The sequence below is a fragment of the Pedococcus sp. P2_E5 genome, assembly GCF_056403895.1.
Genome location: NZ_JBFUEP010000003.1, coordinates 50,668 through 68,773 on the forward strand (window position 1 = coordinate 50,668; position 18,106 = coordinate 68,773).

General features: G+C 70.8%; 18 protein-coding genes. 7 read left to right on the forward strand and 11 right to left on the reverse strand.

Translation table 11 applies throughout. The features are described 5' to 3' along the window. Positions 1–13 precede the first annotated feature (13 nt). The 4 genes from AC1DVZ_RS01605 (at position 14) to AC1DVZ_RS01620 (ending at position 2,877) form a co-directional block, all read left to right on the forward strand. The gene (locus AC1DVZ_RS01605; protein WP_477616433.1) at positions 14–1,222 is read left to right on the forward strand and encodes a phosphoglycerate kinase; all 1,209 of its coding nucleotides are present in this window, start codon (positions 14–16) and stop codon (positions 1,220–1,222) included. A 77-nt stretch (positions 1,223–1,299) separates the two neighbouring features. Continuing rightward, entirely contained in the window at positions 1,300–2,106 is an 807-nt protein-coding gene (tpiA, locus tag AC1DVZ_RS01610; protein WP_477616434.1) for a triose-phosphate isomerase, read from the forward strand. Positions 2,107–2,179: 73 nt separating this feature from the next. Then, positions 2,180–2,425 carry a preprotein translocase subunit SecG gene (secG, locus tag AC1DVZ_RS01615; protein WP_477612820.1) on the forward strand — a complete coding sequence of 82 codons (246 nt, stop codon included), beginning with the start codon at positions 2,180–2,182 and terminating at the stop codon, positions 2,423–2,425. Between the two features lie 101 nt (positions 2,426–2,526). Continuing rightward, complete coding sequence (locus AC1DVZ_RS01620) at positions 2,527–2,877, forward strand: RNA polymerase-binding protein RbpA (RefSeq protein WP_091782702.1); 351 nt, start codon at positions 2,527–2,529, stop codon at positions 2,875–2,877. Positions 2,878–3,060: 183 nt separating this feature from the next. Here AC1DVZ_RS01620 and pgl read toward each other — a convergent pair whose 3' ends face one another. The 6 genes from pgl to tkt form a co-directional block, all read right to left on the reverse strand. Then, on the reverse strand, positions 3,061–3,798 hold the full coding sequence (gene pgl / locus AC1DVZ_RS01625) for a 6-phosphogluconolactonase (protein WP_477616435.1): 738 nt from the start codon (positions 3,796–3,798) through the stop codon (positions 3,061–3,063). Beyond that, a complete protein-coding gene (gene opcA / locus AC1DVZ_RS01630) occupies positions 3,795–5,051 on the reverse strand; it encodes a glucose-6-phosphate dehydrogenase assembly protein OpcA (protein WP_477616436.1) in 1,257 nt (418 codons plus the stop codon). The genes pgl and opcA overlap by 4 nt, the downstream gene beginning before the upstream one ends. Before the next feature lie 115 nt (positions 5,052–5,166). After that, positions 5,167–6,711 carry a glucose-6-phosphate dehydrogenase gene (gene zwf / locus AC1DVZ_RS01635; protein WP_477616437.1) on the reverse strand — a complete coding sequence of 515 codons (1,545 nt, stop codon included), beginning with the start codon at positions 6,709–6,711 and terminating at the stop codon, positions 5,167–5,169. After that, the gene (locus AC1DVZ_RS01640) at positions 6,708–8,378 is read right to left on the reverse strand and encodes a glucose-6-phosphate isomerase (RefSeq protein ID WP_477616438.1); all 1,671 of its coding nucleotides are present in this window, start codon (positions 8,376–8,378) and stop codon (positions 6,708–6,710) included. Before AC1DVZ_RS01640 ends, zwf begins: the two co-directional genes overlap by 4 nt. Further along, on the reverse strand, positions 8,375–9,520 hold the full coding sequence (gene tal, locus AC1DVZ_RS01645) for a transaldolase (protein ID WP_477616439.1): 1,146 nt from the start codon (positions 9,518–9,520) through the stop codon (positions 8,375–8,377). The genes AC1DVZ_RS01640 and tal overlap by 4 nt, the downstream gene beginning before the upstream one ends. Before the next feature lie 6 nt (positions 9,521–9,526). Next, positions 9,527–11,686, reverse strand: a complete 2,160-nt coding sequence (gene tkt / locus AC1DVZ_RS01650; protein WP_477616440.1) for a transketolase — start codon at positions 11,684–11,686, stop codon at positions 9,527–9,529. Between the two features lie 164 nt (positions 11,687–11,850). Here tkt and AC1DVZ_RS01655 point away from each other — a divergent pair, with 164 nt between their 5' ends. Then, the gene (locus AC1DVZ_RS01655; protein ID WP_477616441.1) at positions 11,851–12,801 is read left to right on the forward strand and encodes a heme o synthase; all 951 of its coding nucleotides are present in this window, start codon (positions 11,851–11,853) and stop codon (positions 12,799–12,801) included. Here AC1DVZ_RS01655 and AC1DVZ_RS01660 read toward each other — a convergent pair. The 5 genes from AC1DVZ_RS01660 to AC1DVZ_RS01680 all read right to left on the reverse strand — a co-directional run bounded on the left by AC1DVZ_RS01660 (position 12,788) and on the right by AC1DVZ_RS01680 (position 17,443). Further along, positions 12,788–14,104 carry an MFS transporter gene (locus tag AC1DVZ_RS01660; protein WP_477616442.1) on the reverse strand — a complete coding sequence of 439 codons (1,317 nt, stop codon included), beginning with the start codon at positions 14,102–14,104 and terminating at the stop codon, positions 12,788–12,790. The genes AC1DVZ_RS01655 and AC1DVZ_RS01660 overlap by 14 nt on opposite strands. Then, positions 14,101–14,682 (reverse strand): ArsR/SmtB family transcription factor, encoded by a 582-nt coding sequence (locus AC1DVZ_RS01665; protein WP_477616443.1) that lies wholly within the window; start codon positions 14,680–14,682, stop codon positions 14,101–14,103. Before AC1DVZ_RS01665 ends, AC1DVZ_RS01660 begins: the two co-directional genes overlap by 4 nt. 138 nt (positions 14,683–14,820) lie before the next feature. Next, entirely contained in the window at positions 14,821–15,744 is a 924-nt protein-coding gene (locus AC1DVZ_RS01670) for a COX15/CtaA family protein (protein WP_477616444.1), read from the reverse strand. A gap of 236 nt (positions 15,745–15,980) precedes the next feature. Further along, positions 15,981–16,736 (reverse strand): ABC transporter permease, encoded by a 756-nt coding sequence (locus AC1DVZ_RS01675; RefSeq protein ID WP_477616445.1) that lies wholly within the window; start codon positions 16,734–16,736, stop codon positions 15,981–15,983. Further along, complete coding sequence (locus AC1DVZ_RS01680) at positions 16,733–17,443, reverse strand: ABC transporter ATP-binding protein (RefSeq protein WP_477616446.1); 711 nt, start codon at positions 17,441–17,443, stop codon at positions 16,733–16,735. The genes AC1DVZ_RS01675 and AC1DVZ_RS01680 overlap by 4 nt, the downstream gene beginning before the upstream one ends. A 168-nt stretch (positions 17,444–17,611) precedes the next feature. On the opposite strand from AC1DVZ_RS01680, the gene AC1DVZ_RS01685 reads away from it, so the two are divergent. Together AC1DVZ_RS01685 and AC1DVZ_RS01690 are read left to right on the forward strand one after the other, a co-directional pair. Next, positions 17,612–17,785 (forward strand): hypothetical protein, encoded by a 174-nt coding sequence (locus AC1DVZ_RS01685; RefSeq protein ID WP_477616447.1) that lies wholly within the window; start codon positions 17,612–17,614, stop codon positions 17,783–17,785. 113 nt (positions 17,786–17,898) lie between these two features. Beyond that, positions 17,899–18,093: a hypothetical protein gene (locus AC1DVZ_RS01690; protein ID WP_477616448.1), complete on the forward strand. Its 195-nt coding sequence runs from the start codon at positions 17,899–17,901 to the stop codon at positions 18,091–18,093. Positions 18,094–18,106: the final 13 nt, after the last annotated feature.

Below are 18,106 nucleotides of genomic sequence, written 5' to 3' on the forward strand. Positions count from 1 at the left end.
GGAGCCACCTGTAATGCACTCGATCTCCGAGCTGGGCGACCTGCGCGGCAAGCGCGTCCTCGTCCGGTCCGACCTCAACGTGCCCCTGGACGGGACGACCATCACCGACGACGGGCGCATCCGCGCGTCGGCGCCGACGATCCAGGCACTGTCCGAGGCCGGCGCCCGCGTCATCGTGTGCGCCCACCTCGGTCGGCCCAAGGGCGCGCCCGAGGACAAGTACTCGCTGGCGCCGGTGGCGGCCCGCCTCGGCGAGGTCCTCGGCCGCGACGTCACGTTCGCCACGGACACCGTGGGCGACAGTGCCACGTCCGCGGTCGAGGCGGCGCAGGACGGCGACGTCGTGCTGCTGGAGAACCTCCGGTTCAACCCGGGCGAGACGGCCAAGACCGACGACGAGCGCGCCGAGTTCGCCGGCCAGCTCGCCGGGCTGGCCGACCTGTTCGTCTCCGACGGTTTCGGCGTCGTGCACCGCAAGCAGGCCAGCGTCTACGACGTCGCGCGGCTGCTGCCGTCGGCCGTGGGCGGGCTCGTCGAGACGGAGGTCGGCGTCCTCAAGCGCCTGACCGAGGACCCGGAGCGTCCCTATGCCGTGGTGCTGGGTGGTGCGAAGGTCTCCGACAAGCTCGGCGTCATCGACAACCTGCTCCAGACCGCCGACCGCCTCCTCATCGGCGGCGGCATGGTCTTCACCTTCCTGGCCGCCCAGGACTACGAGGTGGGCAACAGCCTCCTCGAGGCCGACCAGCTCGAACAGGTCAAGGGCTACCTCGAGCAGGCCAGGGAGCGGGGCGTCGAGATCGTCCTGCCCGTCGACATCGTCGCCGCCACCGAGTTCTCTGCCGACGCCGAGCGCGACGTGGTGCCTGCCGGTGCGATCCCCGCCGACCGGATGGGGCTCGACATCGGGCCCGAGTCCGGGGTGCTGTTCGCCGAGAAGCTCAAGGACTGCAAGACGGTCTTCTGGAACGGCCCGATGGGTGCGTTCGAGATGGAGCCGTATGCCGCGGGCACGGCTGCCGTGGCCAAGGCCCTCGTCGAGGCGACCGAGAAGGGCGCGCTCACCGTCATCGGTGGCGGCGACTCCGCGGCGGCGGTGCGCCAGCTCGGCTTCGACGACGACCAGTTCGGCCACATCTCGACCGGCGGTGGAGCGAGCCTGGAGTACCTCGAGGGCAAGGAGCTCCCGGGTCTCACCGTGCTCGACGAGTCCACCGCCTGACCCAGCACCGACCAACACCCTTCGGTGGGCCGGGCTCCCAGCCCGGCCCACCGGCATACCCCTAGGACGCAAACCTGATGGCAGCGAAGACCTCCGGACGCACGCCCCTCATGGCCGGCAACTGGAAGATGAACCTCGACCACCTGCAGGCCACCCACCTGGTGCAGAAGCTCGACTGGACCCTGCGTGACGGCCGGCACGACTACGCGGCCGTCGAGGTGGCGGTGCTGCCGCCGTTCACCGACCTGCGCTCCGTGCAGACCCTCATCGACGGCGACCGGCTCCAGCTGGTCTTCGGGGCGCAGGACCTCTCGAAGCACGACTCCGGGGCCTACACCGGCGAGATCTCCGGTGCCTTCCTCGCCAAGCTCGGCTGCACCTACGTGCTGGCCGGCCACAGTGAGCGGCGGGAGTACCACCAGGAGTCCGAGGACATCGTCAACGCCAAGGTCAAGGCTGCGTACCGGCATGGCCTGACCCCCATCTTCTGCGTCGGCGAGCACCTCGAGGTGCGCCAGGAGGGGACCCACCTCCCGCACGTGCTCATGCAGCTCGAAGCGGGTCTGGCCGACGTCACGGCCGAACAGGCCAAGACGATCGTCATCGCCTACGAGCCGGTGTGGGCCATCGGCACCGGCGAGGTCGCCACGCCGCAGGATGCGCAGGAGGTCTGCGCCGCGATCCGCACCAAGCTGGCCGAGCTGTACTCCGGCGACCTGGCCGACGGTGTGCGCGTGCTGTACGGCGGATCGGTGAAGGCCAACAACGTCGCGGCCATCATGTCCCAGGAGGACGTCGACGGTGCGCTCGTGGGTGGCGCGTCGATCGACCCGGCCGAGTTCGCCTCCATCTGCCGCTACCGCGACCACCTGGCCACTGCCTGAGCGGCCAGCAGGTATCCTGAACCTTGCTGCCTTTCGGCAGCACCAACTGACGTCGACTCGAGATGGGTGCTCCGTGGAAGCCGTACGTATTGGCCTGCAGGTCCTGCTGGTCATCGGTGGTCTGTTCCTGACGCTGCTGGTCCTGCTCCACAAGGGCAAGGGCGGCGGTCTGTCCGACATGTTCGGTGGCGGCATGTCCACCTCGCTGGGGTCGTCCTCGGTGGCAGAGCGCAACCTCGACCGGTTCACCGTGGCCGTCGGAGTCATCTGGTTCGCGTGCATCGTGGGGATCGGTCTCATCGACCGGTTCTCCGCCTGAGCGCCTGCACGACAGCTCGACCCGAACACCTTCTGACCGCACGTTCCTGACGCAAGATCCCTGACCAGACTCTCCCTGACCCAGACAAGGACCTTCCGCACATGGCAGGTGGCAACGCAATCCGAGGCAGCCGAGTCGGCGCCGGCCCGATGGGCGAGGCCGAGCGCGGCGAGGCCGCACCTCGCGTCTTCGTGTCGTACTGGTGCGCCAACGGCCACCAGACCCGACCGAGCTTCGCGGAGGAGCCGGGCCTGGCCGTCCCCGAGACCTGGGACTGCCCGCGGTGCGGGTTCCCCGCGGGTCAGGACGAGGCCAACCCGCCGGCACCCCCGAAGGTCGAGCCCTACAAGACCCACCTGGCCTACGTGAAGGAGCGTCGCTCCGACGCCGACGGCAAGGCGATCCTCGACGAGGCCCTGGCCACGCTGCGGGAGCGCAAGCTCATCCAGTAGCAGCCACTCACGACGAACGCGACCACGAAGCGCCGCCCCGAAGTCCGGGGCGGCGCTTCGTCGTATCAGTGCACTTCTGGCCAGCGGTAGCTCACGCGGTGGCTGTTCTGGGGCTCGRACCAGCCATCAGTGGCCAGAAGTGGGGGATGGGCCAGCCATCAGTGGCCAGAAGTGGGGGATGGGTCAGGCAGGGGGGAGGTGGGTGGCAGAATCCGCGTCGACCAGCCAGATCGTCTCGCGTATGCCGCGCACCTGCGCCGCGCTGGACAGCTCGGGCCCAGCCCCCTCGACTCCGTTGCGGACAGCCTCCGCTTTGTCCGCGCCGGCGACCAGGAACCACACGCGGTCGGAGCGACTGAGGCACTCGAAGGTCAGTGACACGCGGTCCGGAGGAGGCTTGGGGGAGTCGTGCACGGCCACAGCGATCGCGTCGGTGCTCAGCTGGGCGGGATGCCCGGGGAAGAGCGAGGCGACGTGGCCGTCGGGACCGACGCCGAGGATCATGATGTCGAACTCGCCCCCGCCACTGCCACGGACCGCTGCCGAGTACAGGTCCGCGCTGTCCTCGACCGAGTCGCTCGCGTCGGGGCCGGCGACGCGGTGCACGTTGCCCTGGTCGAGCCCGAGGCGGTCGAGGCCCGCGGCGTCGTTCTGGGTGTCGTTGCGGTCGGCGTCACCTGCAGGCAGGTAGCGCTCGTCTCCCCACCACACCGAGACCCTCGACCAGTCGACGGCCGTGTGGGCCGGCACCTGGAGGATCGAGGCGATGATCGCCGAGCCGAGCGAGCCGCCGGTCAGCGACACGTGCGGGGCTCGTCCCGCGGCCTGCAGGTCGAGCAGGGTCGTGACCAGTCGCGCCGCACCGGCGTCGGCCACCGACTGCTTGTCGGGGTGGACGACGACGACCGGGGCCGCGCTCATGCCTTGCCGCCCTTCACCGCTGCACCCTTCACCGCTGCACCCTTCACCGCTGCACCCTTCACCGCTGCACCCTTCACCTGCGTGGCGGCCGCGCGGGCCGGCGTCTTCGCCGCCTTGGCCCTGGCCGGGGTGTCGGTCGACGTGGTCTTGGCGAGCTTGCGGGCGGCTGCCTTCTTGACGACGGCGGTGTCCGCCGCCGCGGGAGGCGTCGCAGCCTGGACCATCTCCGAGCTGGCCGTCTTCGCGCTGGCGCGGGCGATCCTGCGTGCCTCGCGCTCGGCCTCCTTCACCGAGGGCGCCTCACCCTCGCGGACGGCTTCGCTGGCGGTGACCGTCTTGGTGCCGATCCGCGCGAGCCCGCTGCGGATCGCCTCCTCGTAGATCTCGTCGGGGTCGAGCCGTCGCAGCTCGTCGGCGAGGCACTCGGCGGTGGCCCGGCGGGCCAGCGAGATGCGACGGACGGGTTGCCCGGGCTGGCTCAGCGTGGCGATGGCGCCGTCGGGTCGAACCAGGTCGATGGCGCCGCTGCGCCGCTCGAGCCGGACGCTGACCATGCCGGTGCCCGAACGCGAGCGAGCCCGGCGGACCGGACAGCGCAGCGTCTGGGCGAGCCAGGCGGCCAGCAGGTCGGTCGACGGGGAGTCCGAGCCGCCGGTGACGGTCGCCTCGGTCACCGGCTCGAACGGCGGCTGGTCCATGGCGGCGGCGAGCAGCCCTCGCCACAGCGTGACGCGCGTCCACGCGAGGTCGGTGTCGCCCCTGGTGTAGGTGCCGGCCCGTGCCTGGAGCGCGGAGCGCGGGTGCTTGGCCTCGGCGGCATCGGTGATGCGACGCTGGGCCATCGAACCGATCGGGTCCTGCGCCAGGTGCGTGGGGGCATCGGTGGGCCACCAGGCCACGACGGGGGAGTCGGGAAGCAGCAGAGGGATCACGACGCTGCGCCCGTGCTCGGTCAGGGCGCCGTAGAGCCGGAGCACCACGACCTCGCTTGCTCCCGCGTCGCCGCCCACGCGGATCTGGGCGTCGATGCGTGACTGGCCACGCTTGTTGCCGATGACGACGGCGATGATCCGGCACGGGTGCTGACGGCTGGCGTCGTTGGCGGCCTGGATGGCCTCCTCGGCATCCTGCTCGTCGACGACGATCAGCAAGGTGAGAACGCGACCCAGGGCCATCGCCCCGGTGTCCTGGCGCAGCGCGACCAGCTTCTTGCTGATCGCCACGGTGCTGGTGCTGGGCAGGTCGACGATCACCGGGGTCCCCGATCAGTATCGGAGCGAGGGACGAGCGGAGAACTGAGTGGGGTGGTCGAGCGGGGTCCCTGCGAAGTATCGGAGGAGCGCAGCGGGGGAGAACTGAGTGGGGTGCTCATGRCATCCTCCAGACGCGGCCGTCACGGCGCATCATCTCGTCGGCGGTGGCCGGACCCCAGCCACCAGCGACGTAGGGCTCGACCTCGGCCCGCTGCTTGGCCCAGTAGGCCTCCACCGGGTCGAGAATCTCCCAGGAGAGCTCGACCTCCTCGTGCCGCGGGAACAGTGGCGGGTCCCCGAGCAGGACGTCGAGGATGAGGCGCTCGTAGGCCTCCGGGCTGGACTCGGTGAAGGCGCGGCCGTAGCCGAAGTCCATGGTCACGTCGCGCACCTCCATCTGCGCCCCAGGCACCTTGGCGCCGAACCGCATCGTGATGCCCTCGTCGGGCTGGACGCGGATGACGATGGCGTTCTGGCCGAGCTCCTCGGTCGCGGTGTCGTTGAACGGCAGGTGCGGCGCCTTCTTGAAGACGACCGCGATCTCGGTGACCCGCTTGCCGAGCCGCTTGCCGGTGCGCAGGTAGAACGGGACGCCGGCCCAACGCCGCGAGTCGATCTCGAGCTTCATAGCGGCATACGTCTCGGTGTGCGAGTCCTTGGCGACGCCGTCCTCGTCGAGGTAGCCGATGACCTGCTCACCGCCCTGCCACCCGGCGGCGTACTGGCCGCGGGCCGTGGACTTGCCGAGGTCCTTGGGGTGTCGCACGGCGGAGAGGACCTTCTCCTTCTCGGCGCGGAGGTGCTCTGCGGCGAACGAGACCGGCTCCTCCATCGCCGTGAGGGCGAGGAGCTGCAGCAGGTGGTTCTGGATGACGTCGCGGGCGGCGCCGATGCCGTCGTAGTACCCGGCTCGCCCGCCGATGCCGATGTCCTCGGCCATGGTGATCTGCACGTGGTCGACGTAGTTGGCGTTCCAGACCGGTTCGAACATCTGGTTGGCGAAACGCAGCGCCAGCAGGTTCTGGACGGTCTCCTTGCCGAGGTAGTGGTCGATGCGGAAGACCGCGTCGGGCGGGAAGACGCCCTCGACGATGTCGTTGAGCTCGCGGGCGCTCGTGAGGTCGTGGCCGAACGGCTTCTCGATGACCACGCGACGCCACGCGTCCGCCGAGGGCTTGCTCAGCCCGGACCGCTCGAGCTGTTCGCAGACGACGGAGAACGACGACGGCGGGATCGACAGGTAGAACGCGATGTTGCCACCCGTGCCGCGCTCGTGCTCGAGGTTCTTGACCGTCTCGGAGAGCAGGTCGAACGACGTCGGGTCATCGAAAGTGCCTGGCACGAAACGAAATCCCTCTGCCAGGTTGCGCCAGACGCTCTCCCGAAACGGTGTGCGGGCGTGCTGCTTGACCGCGTCGTAGACGATCTTGCCGAAGTCCTGGTCCGCCCAGTCTCGACGCGCGAACCCGACCAGCGAGAAGCCCGGTGGGAGCAGCCCACGGTTGGCCAGGTCGTAGATCGCCGGCATGAGCTTCTTGCGGGCCAGGTCCCCGGTGACACCGAAGAGGACCAGGCCGCAGGGGCCGGCGATACGGGGGAGTCGCTTGTCACGAGGATCGCGCAGGGGGTTGCTGTCCTGCGTCACCCGCGTTGGGGTCATGTGGTGGTGCCTTCCGAGGGGGTCAGGTCCGTCAGCGCCCGGGTGACCTGGGCCAGCCCGGTGTCGTGGTCGGTCAGGTGCAGCTGCAGCACCGGACGACCGTGCGTGACGAGCACCTGGGCGTCCCCGGCGGCCTGGGAGGCGATGAAGTCACCGAGGGTGAACTCGCGTCCGGGGATCGCCAGGTCTTCGTGCGGTGCGGTGGTGATCTGGAGGTACACGCCCGTGGCCGGGCCGCCCTTGTGGAACTGACCCGTGGAGTGCAGGAACCGGGGCCCCCACCCGAACGTCGTGGGACGTTCGGTATGCCGTGCGAGCCCGGGCCGCACGTCCGCGAGGGCCGCGTCGGTGATCCGGTCGAGGTAGGCCATCACGGCGACGTAACCGCGCTCGGGGTCGAGCTGGTCGAACAGCGCGGTGAGTGCCTCGGTGACGGTGCTCGCACCGCCGAGCCACTCGCCGCCCAGGGAGCGGATCTCGACCGCTCCGTCAGTGGCGGCGGGAGCCTCGGCGCTGCCGATGCCCTGGTCCAGCAACGCGCGTGCTGCCTTCTTGGCGCTCTCCACGTCCGGCTGGTCGAACGGGTTGATGCCGAGCAGGCGCCCTGCGGCGGCCGTCGCGACCTCCCACAGGAGGAGCTGGGCGCCGAGCGGCCCGCTCACGGCCACCTCGCTACGGCTGGCGTCGGCCCCGCCCTCGGGATCTGCGCCCAGGGTGAGGTCGTCGTCGGAGTCGCCGACCAGTCGGGCGACGGTGACGTCGGGCGCCGGCCACGCCACCTCGGGGTCGGAGTCGCCCCCGACGACGACAGGCAGCACACCGGTGCCCAGCTTGCCGGTGCTCTCGGCGATGAGCTGCTCCGCCCAGTCCGCGAATCCGACGATGCCCGACCCGTCGTCGACGATGACGAACTTGTCGCGCAGGGGATCAGTGCCCGCCATCGCTGCCGCGAGGCGCAGACCGGGGTTGGCGTCGTCGTCCGCGCTGAGCACGTCGGCAACGGCTTCCGCGTCGTCGAGCAGCGCCTCGATGTCGGCACCCGCGAGCCCCGAGGGGACCAGACCGAAGGCGGTCAGTGCCGAGTAGCGGCCACCGACGTTGGGGTCGGCGTTGATGACCCGGTAGCCGCCCGCGCGCGACTCCTCGTCGAGCGGGCTGCCGGGGTCGGTGACGATGACGATGCGGGCCGTGGGGTCGATACCCAGCTCCCCGAACGCCGCCTGGAAGACGCGACGCTGTGAGTCCGTCTCCACCGTCGAGCCCGACTTGCTGGAGACGACCACGACGGTCCGCTCCAGGTCGGTGATGGCGTCCCTCACCATGTCCGGCTGGGAGGAGTCGAGGACGACCAGGTCGACGCCCGCCGTCGCGCAGATCACCTCGGGGGCCAGTGACGACCCACCCATGCCACACAGGACGACCCGGTCGACGCCCTCGCCGCGCAGCTGCTCGCGCAGCGCCGCGATCTCACCCAGCAACGGCCGCGAGGACCGGGGCAGGTTGACCCACGACAGACGGATGGCCGACTCCGACTCCGCCTCCGGGCCCCAGAGGGTGGCGTCCTGGGCGAAGAGCTTGCTCGCGAACTGGGCCTCGACGAGGTCGGCGACCTTGGTGGCGATGGCATCGGCCGCGGCGCCCGATGCCACCACGCCGAGTGAGCTCACTGGTCGCCCTTGCCCGACTGCTCCACGTCGGCACGAGCAAGGTCGAGGTCGGACTGGGCCTCGTCGAGCAGCTCGCCCCAGGACGCCTCGAACTTGTCGACACCCTCGCGCTCGAGCTGGGCGGTCACGTCGGCGTAGGAGATGCCCAGGCCCTCCAGGGCGTCCAGCACCCCGCCGGCGTCCTGGTAGGTGCCGGTGACGGTGTCACCGGTGACCTCGCCGTGGTCGACCACCGCGTCCAGGGTCTTCTCGGGCATCGTGTTGACGGTGTTGGGCGCCACCAGCTCGGTGACGTAGAGGGTGTCGGAGTAGACCGGGTCCTTCACGCCGGTCGAGGCCCACAGCGGGCGCTGCGCGTTCGCGCCGTCGTCGGCGAGGTTCTTCCAGCGCGGCGTCGCGAAGACCTCCTCGAAGGCCTGGTACGCGAGGCGGGCGTTGGCGACCGCGGCCTTGCCCTTGAGGCCCTTGGCCTCGTCGGTGCCGATGGCGTCGAGCCGCTTGTCCACCTCGGTGTCCACGCGCGACACGAAGAAGGACGCGACCGAGTGGATCTGGGACAGGTCCTTGCCGCCTTCACGCGCCTGCTCGAGCCCGGTGAGGAAGGCGTTCATCACGCCGCGGTAGCGGTCGAGCGAGAAGATCAACGTGACGTTGACGCTGATGCCCTCGGCCAGCGTCTGGGAGATGGCGGGCAGCCCCTCGACGGTGGCCGGGATCTTGATGAGGACGTTGGGGCGGTCCACGGCGGCGTAGAGCTCCTTGGCCTGGGTGACCGTCTTGGCGGTCTCGTGGGCCAGTCGCGGGTCGACCTCGATCGACACACGACCGTCGACGCCGTTGGTGGAGTCGTACAGCGGGCGCAGGATGTCGCACGCGTTGCGGACGTCCTCGGTGGTCAGCCCGAACACGGTCTCGTCGACCGTCTTCCCCTCGGCGGCGTACGTGCGCAGATCGGCGTCGTACCGCTCGCCCTTGGCGAGGGCGGCCTGGAAGATGGAGGGGTTCGTGGTGACCCCGACGACCCCCTTGGTGTCGATGAGCTCCTGGAGGTTGCCGGTCTCGATCCGCTCGCGGGAGAGGTCGTCGAGCCACACGGAGACGCCGTTGTCGGCGAGGGCCTTGAGTGCTGCGTTGTCAGTCATTGCTGGTCACTTTCCCTTGACAGTCTTGAGGGACTTCTTGGCCGCCGCCACGACGGCGGCAGGAGTGAAACCGAACTCGCGGAAGAGGGTCGCCGCATCTGCGGACGCGCCGAAGTGGTCGATCCCGATGATCTCGCCGGCGTCGCCGACGATGTCGCGCCAGCCCTGCGGAACGCCTGCCTCGACGGAGACGCGGGCCTTGACCGCAGCGGGCAGGACCTTCTCGCGGTAGGCGGGGGTCTGCTCGTCGAACCACTCGCGGCACGGCATCGAGACGACCCGTGTGGCGACACCGGACTGCTCCAGCGTCTCGCGAGCGGCCACAGCCAGCTGCACCTCGGAGCCTGTCGCCACGAGGATGACGTCCGGTGTGGCCTTGCTCGACTCGAACAGGATGTAGGCGCCCTTGGCGACGCCGCTGACCTTGCCGGCCACCGTGCGGTCGACGATCGGCAGGTTCTGGCGGCTGAGTGCCAACCCGGCCGGCCGCTTGTTCTTGAGCACGGCGACCCAGGCGGCGGCCGTCTCGTTGGCGTCCGCCGGCCGCACGACGTCGAAGGACGGGATGGCACGCAGTGCCGCGAGGTGCTCGATCGGCTGGTGCGTCGGGCCGTCCTCGCCGAGACCGATGGAGTCGTGCGTCCAGACGAAGGTCACCGGCGCCTGCTGGATCGCTGCGAGCCGCACGGCCGGGCGCATGTAGTCGGAGAAGACGAGGAAGGTGCCGCCGTAGGGGCGGGTCAGGCCTTCGAGGGCAATGCCGTTCAGGATCAGCCCCATCCCGAACTCGCGGATGCCGAAGTGCAGCGTGCGTCCGTACGGACCGCCGGACCATTCACGGGTCTGCTTCGACTTGGGGATGAAGGAGGGCTGGCCGTCCATGGTGGTGTTGTTGGACTCGGCGAGGTCCGCCGACCCACCCCACAGCTCGGGGACGGCGTCGGCCAGTGCGCCGAGAACCTTGCCCGAGGCCGCTCGCGTCGCGATGCCCTTGGGGTCCGCCGCAAAGGTCGGCACGGCCTTCTCGAACCCGTCGGGCAGGTCGCCGGCGACGAGCCGGTCGAGGAGGGCCGCACGCTCCGGCTCGGCCTTGCGCCACGCGGCATACCCCTTGTCCCACGCCTTGTGGGCTGCCTTGCCGCGCGCCCCGACCTTGCGGGTGTGCGAGATCAGCGGGCGGGGGACCTCGAAGGTCTTGGTCGGGTCGAAGCCGAGGAGCTCCTTGGTGGCCGCGATCTCCGGGTCGCCGAGGGCCGAGCCGTGGGACTTGCCGGTGTCCTGCTTGGTCGGTGCGGGCCAGGCGATGATCGTGCGGAGCACCACGAAGGTGGGCTTCCTGGACGTGCGGCTCTTCTCCAGGGTGGCAAGCAGCTGGTCGACGTTCTCGACGTACCCGCCGCCGGTGCCGTCGCCGCGCCAGTCGATGGTGACGACGTTCCAGCCGTAGGCCTCGTAGCGCTTGCCCACGTCCTCGGAGAAGGAGATCTCGGTCTTGTCCTCGATGGAGATCGTGTTCTGGTCGTAGATGACCGTGAGGTTGCCGAGCTCCTGGTGGCCGRCAAGGGCGGAGGCCTCGTGGCTGACGCCCTCCATGATGTCGCCGTCGGAGGCCATCACCCAGATGTGGTGGTCGAACGGGCTGGTGCCCGGCTTGGCGTCAGGGTCGAACAGCCCACGCTGGCGCCGCTGCGCCATCGCCATGCCCACGGCCGAGGCGAGGCCGGAACCCAGGGGGCCCGTGGTGATCTCGACACCCTTGGTGTGGTGCACCTCCGGGTGGCCGGGTGTCTGCGAACCCCAGGTGCGCAGCGCCTTCAGGTCGGTCAGCTCGAGGCCGTAGCCGGACAGGTAGAGCTGGATGTACTGGGTGAGGCTGGAGTGGCCGCACGACAGGACGAACCGGTCGCGGCCGAGCCAGTGGGGGTCGGACGGGTCGTGACGCATGACGTTCTGGTAGAGCAGGTATGCCGCTGGGGCGAGGCTCATCGCGGTGCCCGGGTGGCCGTTGCCGACCTTCTGGACGGCGTCCGCGGCGAGAACCCTGACGGTGTCGACGGCACGGACGTCCAGGTCGGTCCAGCCGGCCTTGCGCGCCACGGGCGGACGCAGCGAGCTGCTCCGTTTCCGGGCGGGCTGGGACTTGGCGGAACGAGTGGTGGTAGGCACGAATGGTTCTCCTCACACTGAGCTGCACAGGCGGCGCACGACGACGATCCGAGACTAGTCCCGGAGGTGATTCCCGTCGCATCCAGTCCCGTCCACAGGACACCGCCCGGCCGGGGATAGACTGGCCCGGCCAGCCGCCCCCTGCACCATCCACGAAGGACGCCGTGACCGCACTCGATCCGTCAGCCCGGATCTCCGCGTCTTCGGCCCCGGGGCGCAGACGCAAGGCAGCGGCCTACCTCGCACTCACCAAGCCGCGCATCATCGAGCTGCTGCTCGTGACGACGGTGCCGGTGATGTTCTTGGCGCACAAGGGAATTCCGTCGCTCTGGCTCATCGTGGCCACGCTCGTCGGTGGGGCGCTCAGCGCGGGCGCGGCCAACACGTTCAACTGTGTCTACGACCGTGACATCGACGCGGAGATGCACCGCACCAGCAACCGTCCGATGGTGACCGGTGAGATCAGCCCGCGTGAGGGTCTGGTCTTCGGGGTGGTCCTCACCGTCGTCTCGACCGTGTGGTTCGCCCTGGTCGTCAACTGGCTGTCAGCGGCCCTCTCGCTCGGCGCCATCGTCATGTATGCCGTGGGCTACACGATGATCCTCAAGCGCCGCACCGCGCAGAACATCGTCTGGGGTGGCGCGGCCGGCTGCATGCCCGTCCTCATCGGCTGGTCGGCAGTGGCGAACTCGGTGTCGTGGTCGGCCGTGATGCTGTTCCTCGTCATCTTCTTCTGGACGCCTCCGCACTACTGGCCGCTGTCGATGAAGTTCAAGGACGACTACGCCGCGGCCCACGTGCCGATGCTGCCGGTCGTCGAGAAGTTCGTCGTCGTGGCCCGCCAGATCGTGGCCTACTCCTGGGCGATGGTCGCCGTCTCGCTCGCGCTGGTGTGGGTCAACCCGATGGGCTGGATCTACCTCGGCACGGCACTGGTCACGGGGGTGCTGTTCCTGCTCGAGGCACACCGTCTGCTGCGGGTGGCCAAGACCGGCGCGGACCCCCAGGCGCTCAAGCCGATGCGCTTGTTCCACTTCTCGATCACCTACGTGGGCATCCTGTTCCTGGGTGTGGCTGTCGACCCGCTGCTCTACCTGCCGATCATCTCGCGCTGACGCCGACGCCGACGCCGACGCCGGAGTCGGTGTCCTCGTCCACCGGCCCGGGCATGTGGCGCAGCCCGCGCAGGGGACTCCACCACATCGACAGGCAGGCCAGCACGTGGATGGCCGCCATCACGGCGATCGTCGGTCGCAGGCCGAGCTGCGTGCCCATGACGCCGGCGGCGATCCCGGCCAGCGGCATCGTGCCGAGGTTGACGACCTGGGCCGTGGTGACCTGTCGGGCGACCAGGTGCTCGGGGACGTAGCGGTTGCGCCAGGCGCCACGGACGACGTTGCCGGCGACCACGCCGACACCGACCAGCAGCATCCCGGTGACCATGGCGACCAGGCCCGCGCCCGGCGCGCCGAGCGGCACCAACAAGGCGGGTGGCCCCGCCACGACCTGGAGGGCAAGGAGGGCCCGGGCGGACCCCAGCCGCCGCGACACCCAGGTGGCGATGGTGGCGCCGATGGCACCACCGACCGACCCGACCGCCAGCACGAGTCCGACCGCGCCTGAGGAGAGGTGCACGTCGCGCACGAGGAACAGCACGAGCAGTGCGCCGTAGCCGGTGAGCCCGAAGTTGCTCACCCCACCCACGACGGTGAAGAAGCGCAGGAGGCGGTCGCGTCGTAGGTAGTCGACGCCCTCGCGGATGCGTCGGCCCAGCGGTGCCACCGTCGGGTCGTCGGGACTCGACGGATCGGGAGCCGGCAGCCGCAGGCGCCAGAGGCAGACGGCGGAGACGACGAAGCTCAGGGCGTCCACCAGCAGACCCCCTGCGGCCGAGGCCACCTGGGCCACCAGGCCACCGACGCCGGGCCCCGCGACCTGCATGGCGGACTCGGTGCCGAAGAGGCGGGCGAAAGCGGACTCCTGCTGCTCGCGCGGGGCCACCTGGCGCACCAGCCCCGGGTAGGCCGCGCGGAAGAAGACGGTGCACACCCCGTTGCAGAACGCCGCCGCGGCCAGGTGCGGCAACGTGAGGACGTCGAACACCCAGGCGAGGGGGACGCTCGCCAGCGTGGCCGCGGCCGCGAGGTCGCTGGCCACCATGACGCGCCGGGCCGGAAGCCGGTCGACCCAGGCCCCGGCAGGGAGGCCGATGACCAGCCACGGCACCCACGCCGCCGCCGTGAGCACCCCCATCCAGCCAGGGCCCGCGTCGAAGCCGACGACTGCGAGCAGGGGCAGCAGGACCGAGGTGGTGGCGTTGCCGAGGACACTGACGCCCTCGCCGAACCAGAGCAGGCCGAAGTTCCGGTTGCGGGCCAGTGGGGGAGGCGGGGCAACCGGTGGGGTCGGGGTGGTCATGGCTGGGCCGGGAACCCTCGCGCGAAGACGAACACCGGCTCGCGATCGACGCCGTCATCGGGCACCTGGCGCCCGGACCAGCGCATGAGCACGTCGACCACCTCGTCGGCGACCTGCTGCAGCTCGTCGGGGGACAGGTGCATCCAGTTCTGCGTCGCGAAGGAGGCGGCGTCCCACTCGGGGGCGGAGGCGGCGTTGGCGTTCCAGTCGCGGGTGCGCTCGAACTGTCGCTGCAACGCCAGCGCCTCGGCGGCGTAGGCGGCGGTCACGGCGGCGGTGTCGTCGGCGAAGTCTGCCCGCGACCAGCGGGTGCCGGGGTCGACCAGCCGCCACCAGCGTTCGCGGCGGTCCTTGGCGAGCTCCGGCGCCTCCTCCACCAGGCCGCCCTCGTGCAGGACCTTGAGGTGGTGGCTGGCGCTGCCGACGGCCTGCCCGGTGCGGGCGGCCAGCGCGGACGCGGTCGACGGACCGTCGACCTTGAGGGCGTCCATCATCCGGGAGCGGAACGGGTTGGCCATCGCGGAGAGGGCCTTGGCCTCCGTGACGGTGCGTACTCCGGAGCGGGGTGTGGCTGGCATACGCACAAGACTACTTGTGCAATGGTAATTGCACAAGAGATCTTGTGGAACTGCGCTGGGAGTCGCAACCCACGGGGTGTGGCCCACGGTGGAGAGGCTGGCGCAGGGTGCTCCCTGACGACGTGCTGGGAAAGGCGATCAGTGTGACCGGACCCGGACCATGGCCCGGGTGAGCGCGACCACGAGCAGCGTGGCCAGGAGCATGTGCACGAGCACCACGACCCACGGCAGTCCGGTGAAGTACTGGGTGTAGCCCACGAGCCCCTGAGCCATCGTCACAGCGAAGACCACCGCCCAGGCCCGCCCCGGCGCGGGGGAGTCGGATGTCAGTCGGGCGGCGACCCAGACGGCGACGACCAGTCCCACGAAGAGCATCACGGCGTCGGCGTGCAGCCACGAGATGGTCCGCGGGTCGAACCCGAACCGAGCCGGCTCGTCGGCGTCGCCGGAGTGGGGCCCGGAGCCGGTCACCACGGTGCCGAGGACCAGCACCACCCCGGCAGCCGCGCAGGTGACCCACCCGAGCCGCTCGACGAGCGGGTGGACCGTGAGGGCACGTGCGCCGGCGCGCTCCTGGGCGCGGAACAGCAGGTATGCCGCGGCGGCCACCAGGCCCATCGACACCAGGAAGTGGGCGGAGACGGTGAAGGGGTTCAGCCCCGTCCGGACCGTGATCCCGCCGAGGACCGCCTGCACGCCCACACCCGCCAGGACGACGAAGGCCGGGACGAGCAGGTCGCGACGCCGCGCTGCCCAGCGCCACACGGCATACACCGTCGCGATCGCGGCGATGCTCACCACGCTGGTCAGGGTGCGGTTGCCGAACTCGATGTAGCGGTGCCAGCCCTCGGCCTGGTGGGGGACCGGGGTGTACGACCCGGGCACGCACTGCGGCCAGGTCGGGCAGCCGAGCCCACTGCCCGTCAGCCGGACCAGTCCGCCGGTGACGACGATGAGGACCTCGACCACCAGGTTGGCGAGCAGGATCCTGGGCAGCCACACCGCACCGGCGGAGGCCACCGGCGCGGCGGTGGCGGAGGTCGAGGCTGGTGCTGCGGTCACGCCACGAGGGTACGGCTCAGGGTGGACCCTGACGCGGTTGGGGGAGTCCCCTCATGGTGCGCGGGCTGGCCCCGGTGGCTCACTGGACCCATGGAGACCAACACGTGGCGGGCGGGGGTCGCGGCGGGGTACGCGACGCTCCTGGTGGTGGCGGTGGCGACCGCACGACCGTGGTGGCTCGTGGGTCTGCTGGCCCTGGTGACGGTGGTGTGCTGGACCAGGGCCGGCGCCACCAGTCAGTCGCTCCAGCGGAAGAACCGGCGCGCCAGCCCCGTCGCCACGAGCGCCCAGAGCGTCATGACGAGCCAGCCGCCGGGCAGCATCCGCCCCTCGACCAGCGCGGCGCGCAGGCTGTCGCCGAGGGCGGCCGAGGGCAGCAGGGCAACGGCGCCGGCGAACCGGTCCGGGAGCTCGGTGCCGGCGATGACCACGCCGCCGAGGGCGAGCAGGGCTACCCACAGCAGGTTGGCGATGGCCAGCACGCCTTCGGCACGCAGCGTGCCGCCCAGCAGCAGGGCCAGTGCCACGAAGGCCCACGTGCCCAGCACGAGGGAGAGCACCGCCGCAGGTATGCCGCGCAGCGTCGGCTCCCAGCCGAGCGCCAGCCCGAGCCCTCCGATGACGACGACCTGGACCGCGATGACGCAGAGCACGGCGACTGCCTTGGCCAGGACGAGCCCCGTGCGTCCGAGCGGTGTGACGCCAAGCAGTCGCAGCACGCCGTAGCGACGGTCGAAGCCGGTCGAGATGGCCTGACCGGTGAAGGCCGACGAGATCACGCACAGCGCGAGGACACCCGGGACGGCGAGGTCGACCCTGCGACCGTCGCCGAGCGAGAGGGACTCCGCGTGGACCAGGGCGACGAGGACGGCGGCCGGGAGCAGCACGGCGACGAGCAGCTGTTCGCCGTTGCGCAGGAGGGTCACCGCCTCGAACCGGGCCTGGGCCAGCACCCGGGCAGCAGGCGAGGCGGGGGCGGAGACCGCGGTCATGCGACGGACCTCCGGGTCAGGGCGAAGTAGCGGTCCTCGAGCCGGTCCCCACCGGTCACGGCATCGAGCGACCCCTGGGCGACCACGGCACCCGCAGCGACGACGACGATGTGGTCGGCCAGCCGCTCCGCCTCCTCGAACGAGTGGGTGGTGAGCACCACCGCCGCGCCCTCGTCGGCCAGGGAGCGCACGAGCTCCCAGACGTCGAGGCGCGCGTGGGGGTCCAGGCCGGCACTCGGCTCGTCGAGGAAGGCGACGTCGGGACGACCGACGAGGGCTGCGGCCAGTGCCACGCGTTGGCGCTGACCGCCCGACAGGCGGCGCACGGAGGTGCCGGAGAACTCGTCGATCCCGAGGCGCTGGACGAGGGGATCGAGAGGTGCGGGCGCGGCATACATCGACGAGAGGTGGCGCAGCAGGCGCAGGGGACGGGCGGACGCGGGCAGCCCGCCGTCCTGGAGCATCACGCCGACTCGTGCGCGGTGGGCCGGGCCGGCGTTCCACGGGTCGGTGCCCAGCACGCGGACCTGGCCCCCGTCGGGGCGACGCAGCCCCTCACAGCACTCGACCATCGTGGTCTTGCCTGCGCCGTTGGGGCCGAGCACTGCCGTCACTGCCCCCAGCTCGGCCTGCCAGGAAGCGCCGTCGAGGGCGACCACGCTGCCGTAGCGCTTGGCGAGACCGGAGACGAGGACAGCGGGTGGCACGCCCTGAGTCTAGGTCCGGGACGCAGCACCCCCTGAGGCGGGCCGGGCACCTCAGAACCGGCCCTGGTCGTGCAGGGATGGGCGACTTCCCCATGTGGAAGGGGGCCTCAGAGGCGAACCGTGGAGGCATCGACCCAGAGGAACACCAAGGCACCAAGGAGAACGGCCATGAGTCTCACCGCCCACCCGTACATCGTCCTCGCCGAGCAGCAGTGGAAGCAGGAGAGCCTGTCCGGCGCGAACCTGGCCCGACGCCAGCCGCGGCGCCCGCGCCGGCACCGCGACTGGCACCTGCCCCGGCCGCTGGGACAGACGGTTCGCCGCACTCCGCGGCCGGTCTGAGGCCGGTCTGAGGCCCCCTGAGGGCCGTAGGGCCACAGATAGGGCACTCGCCCCATGTGGCCGCCCGCCTCAGACGGGCAGGTTGAGAACACCACCACCAGAAGGAGCACACCATGAGCATCAACGCAGACCCGCTGTTCGTCGCCGCCGAGGTGGCCTGGCGCACCGAGAGGCTGTCGACCGGACCGGCCACCGGCGTCCCCGCACGGCACCACGGCCACGCCATCCGCACCGCCATCGGCCGGGTCGTCCACTCGCACCGCCACGGTCAGGGCGCCGCCCGCACCGGCTCGGCTCGCGTCGCCTGAGCGCGGCCGCCCC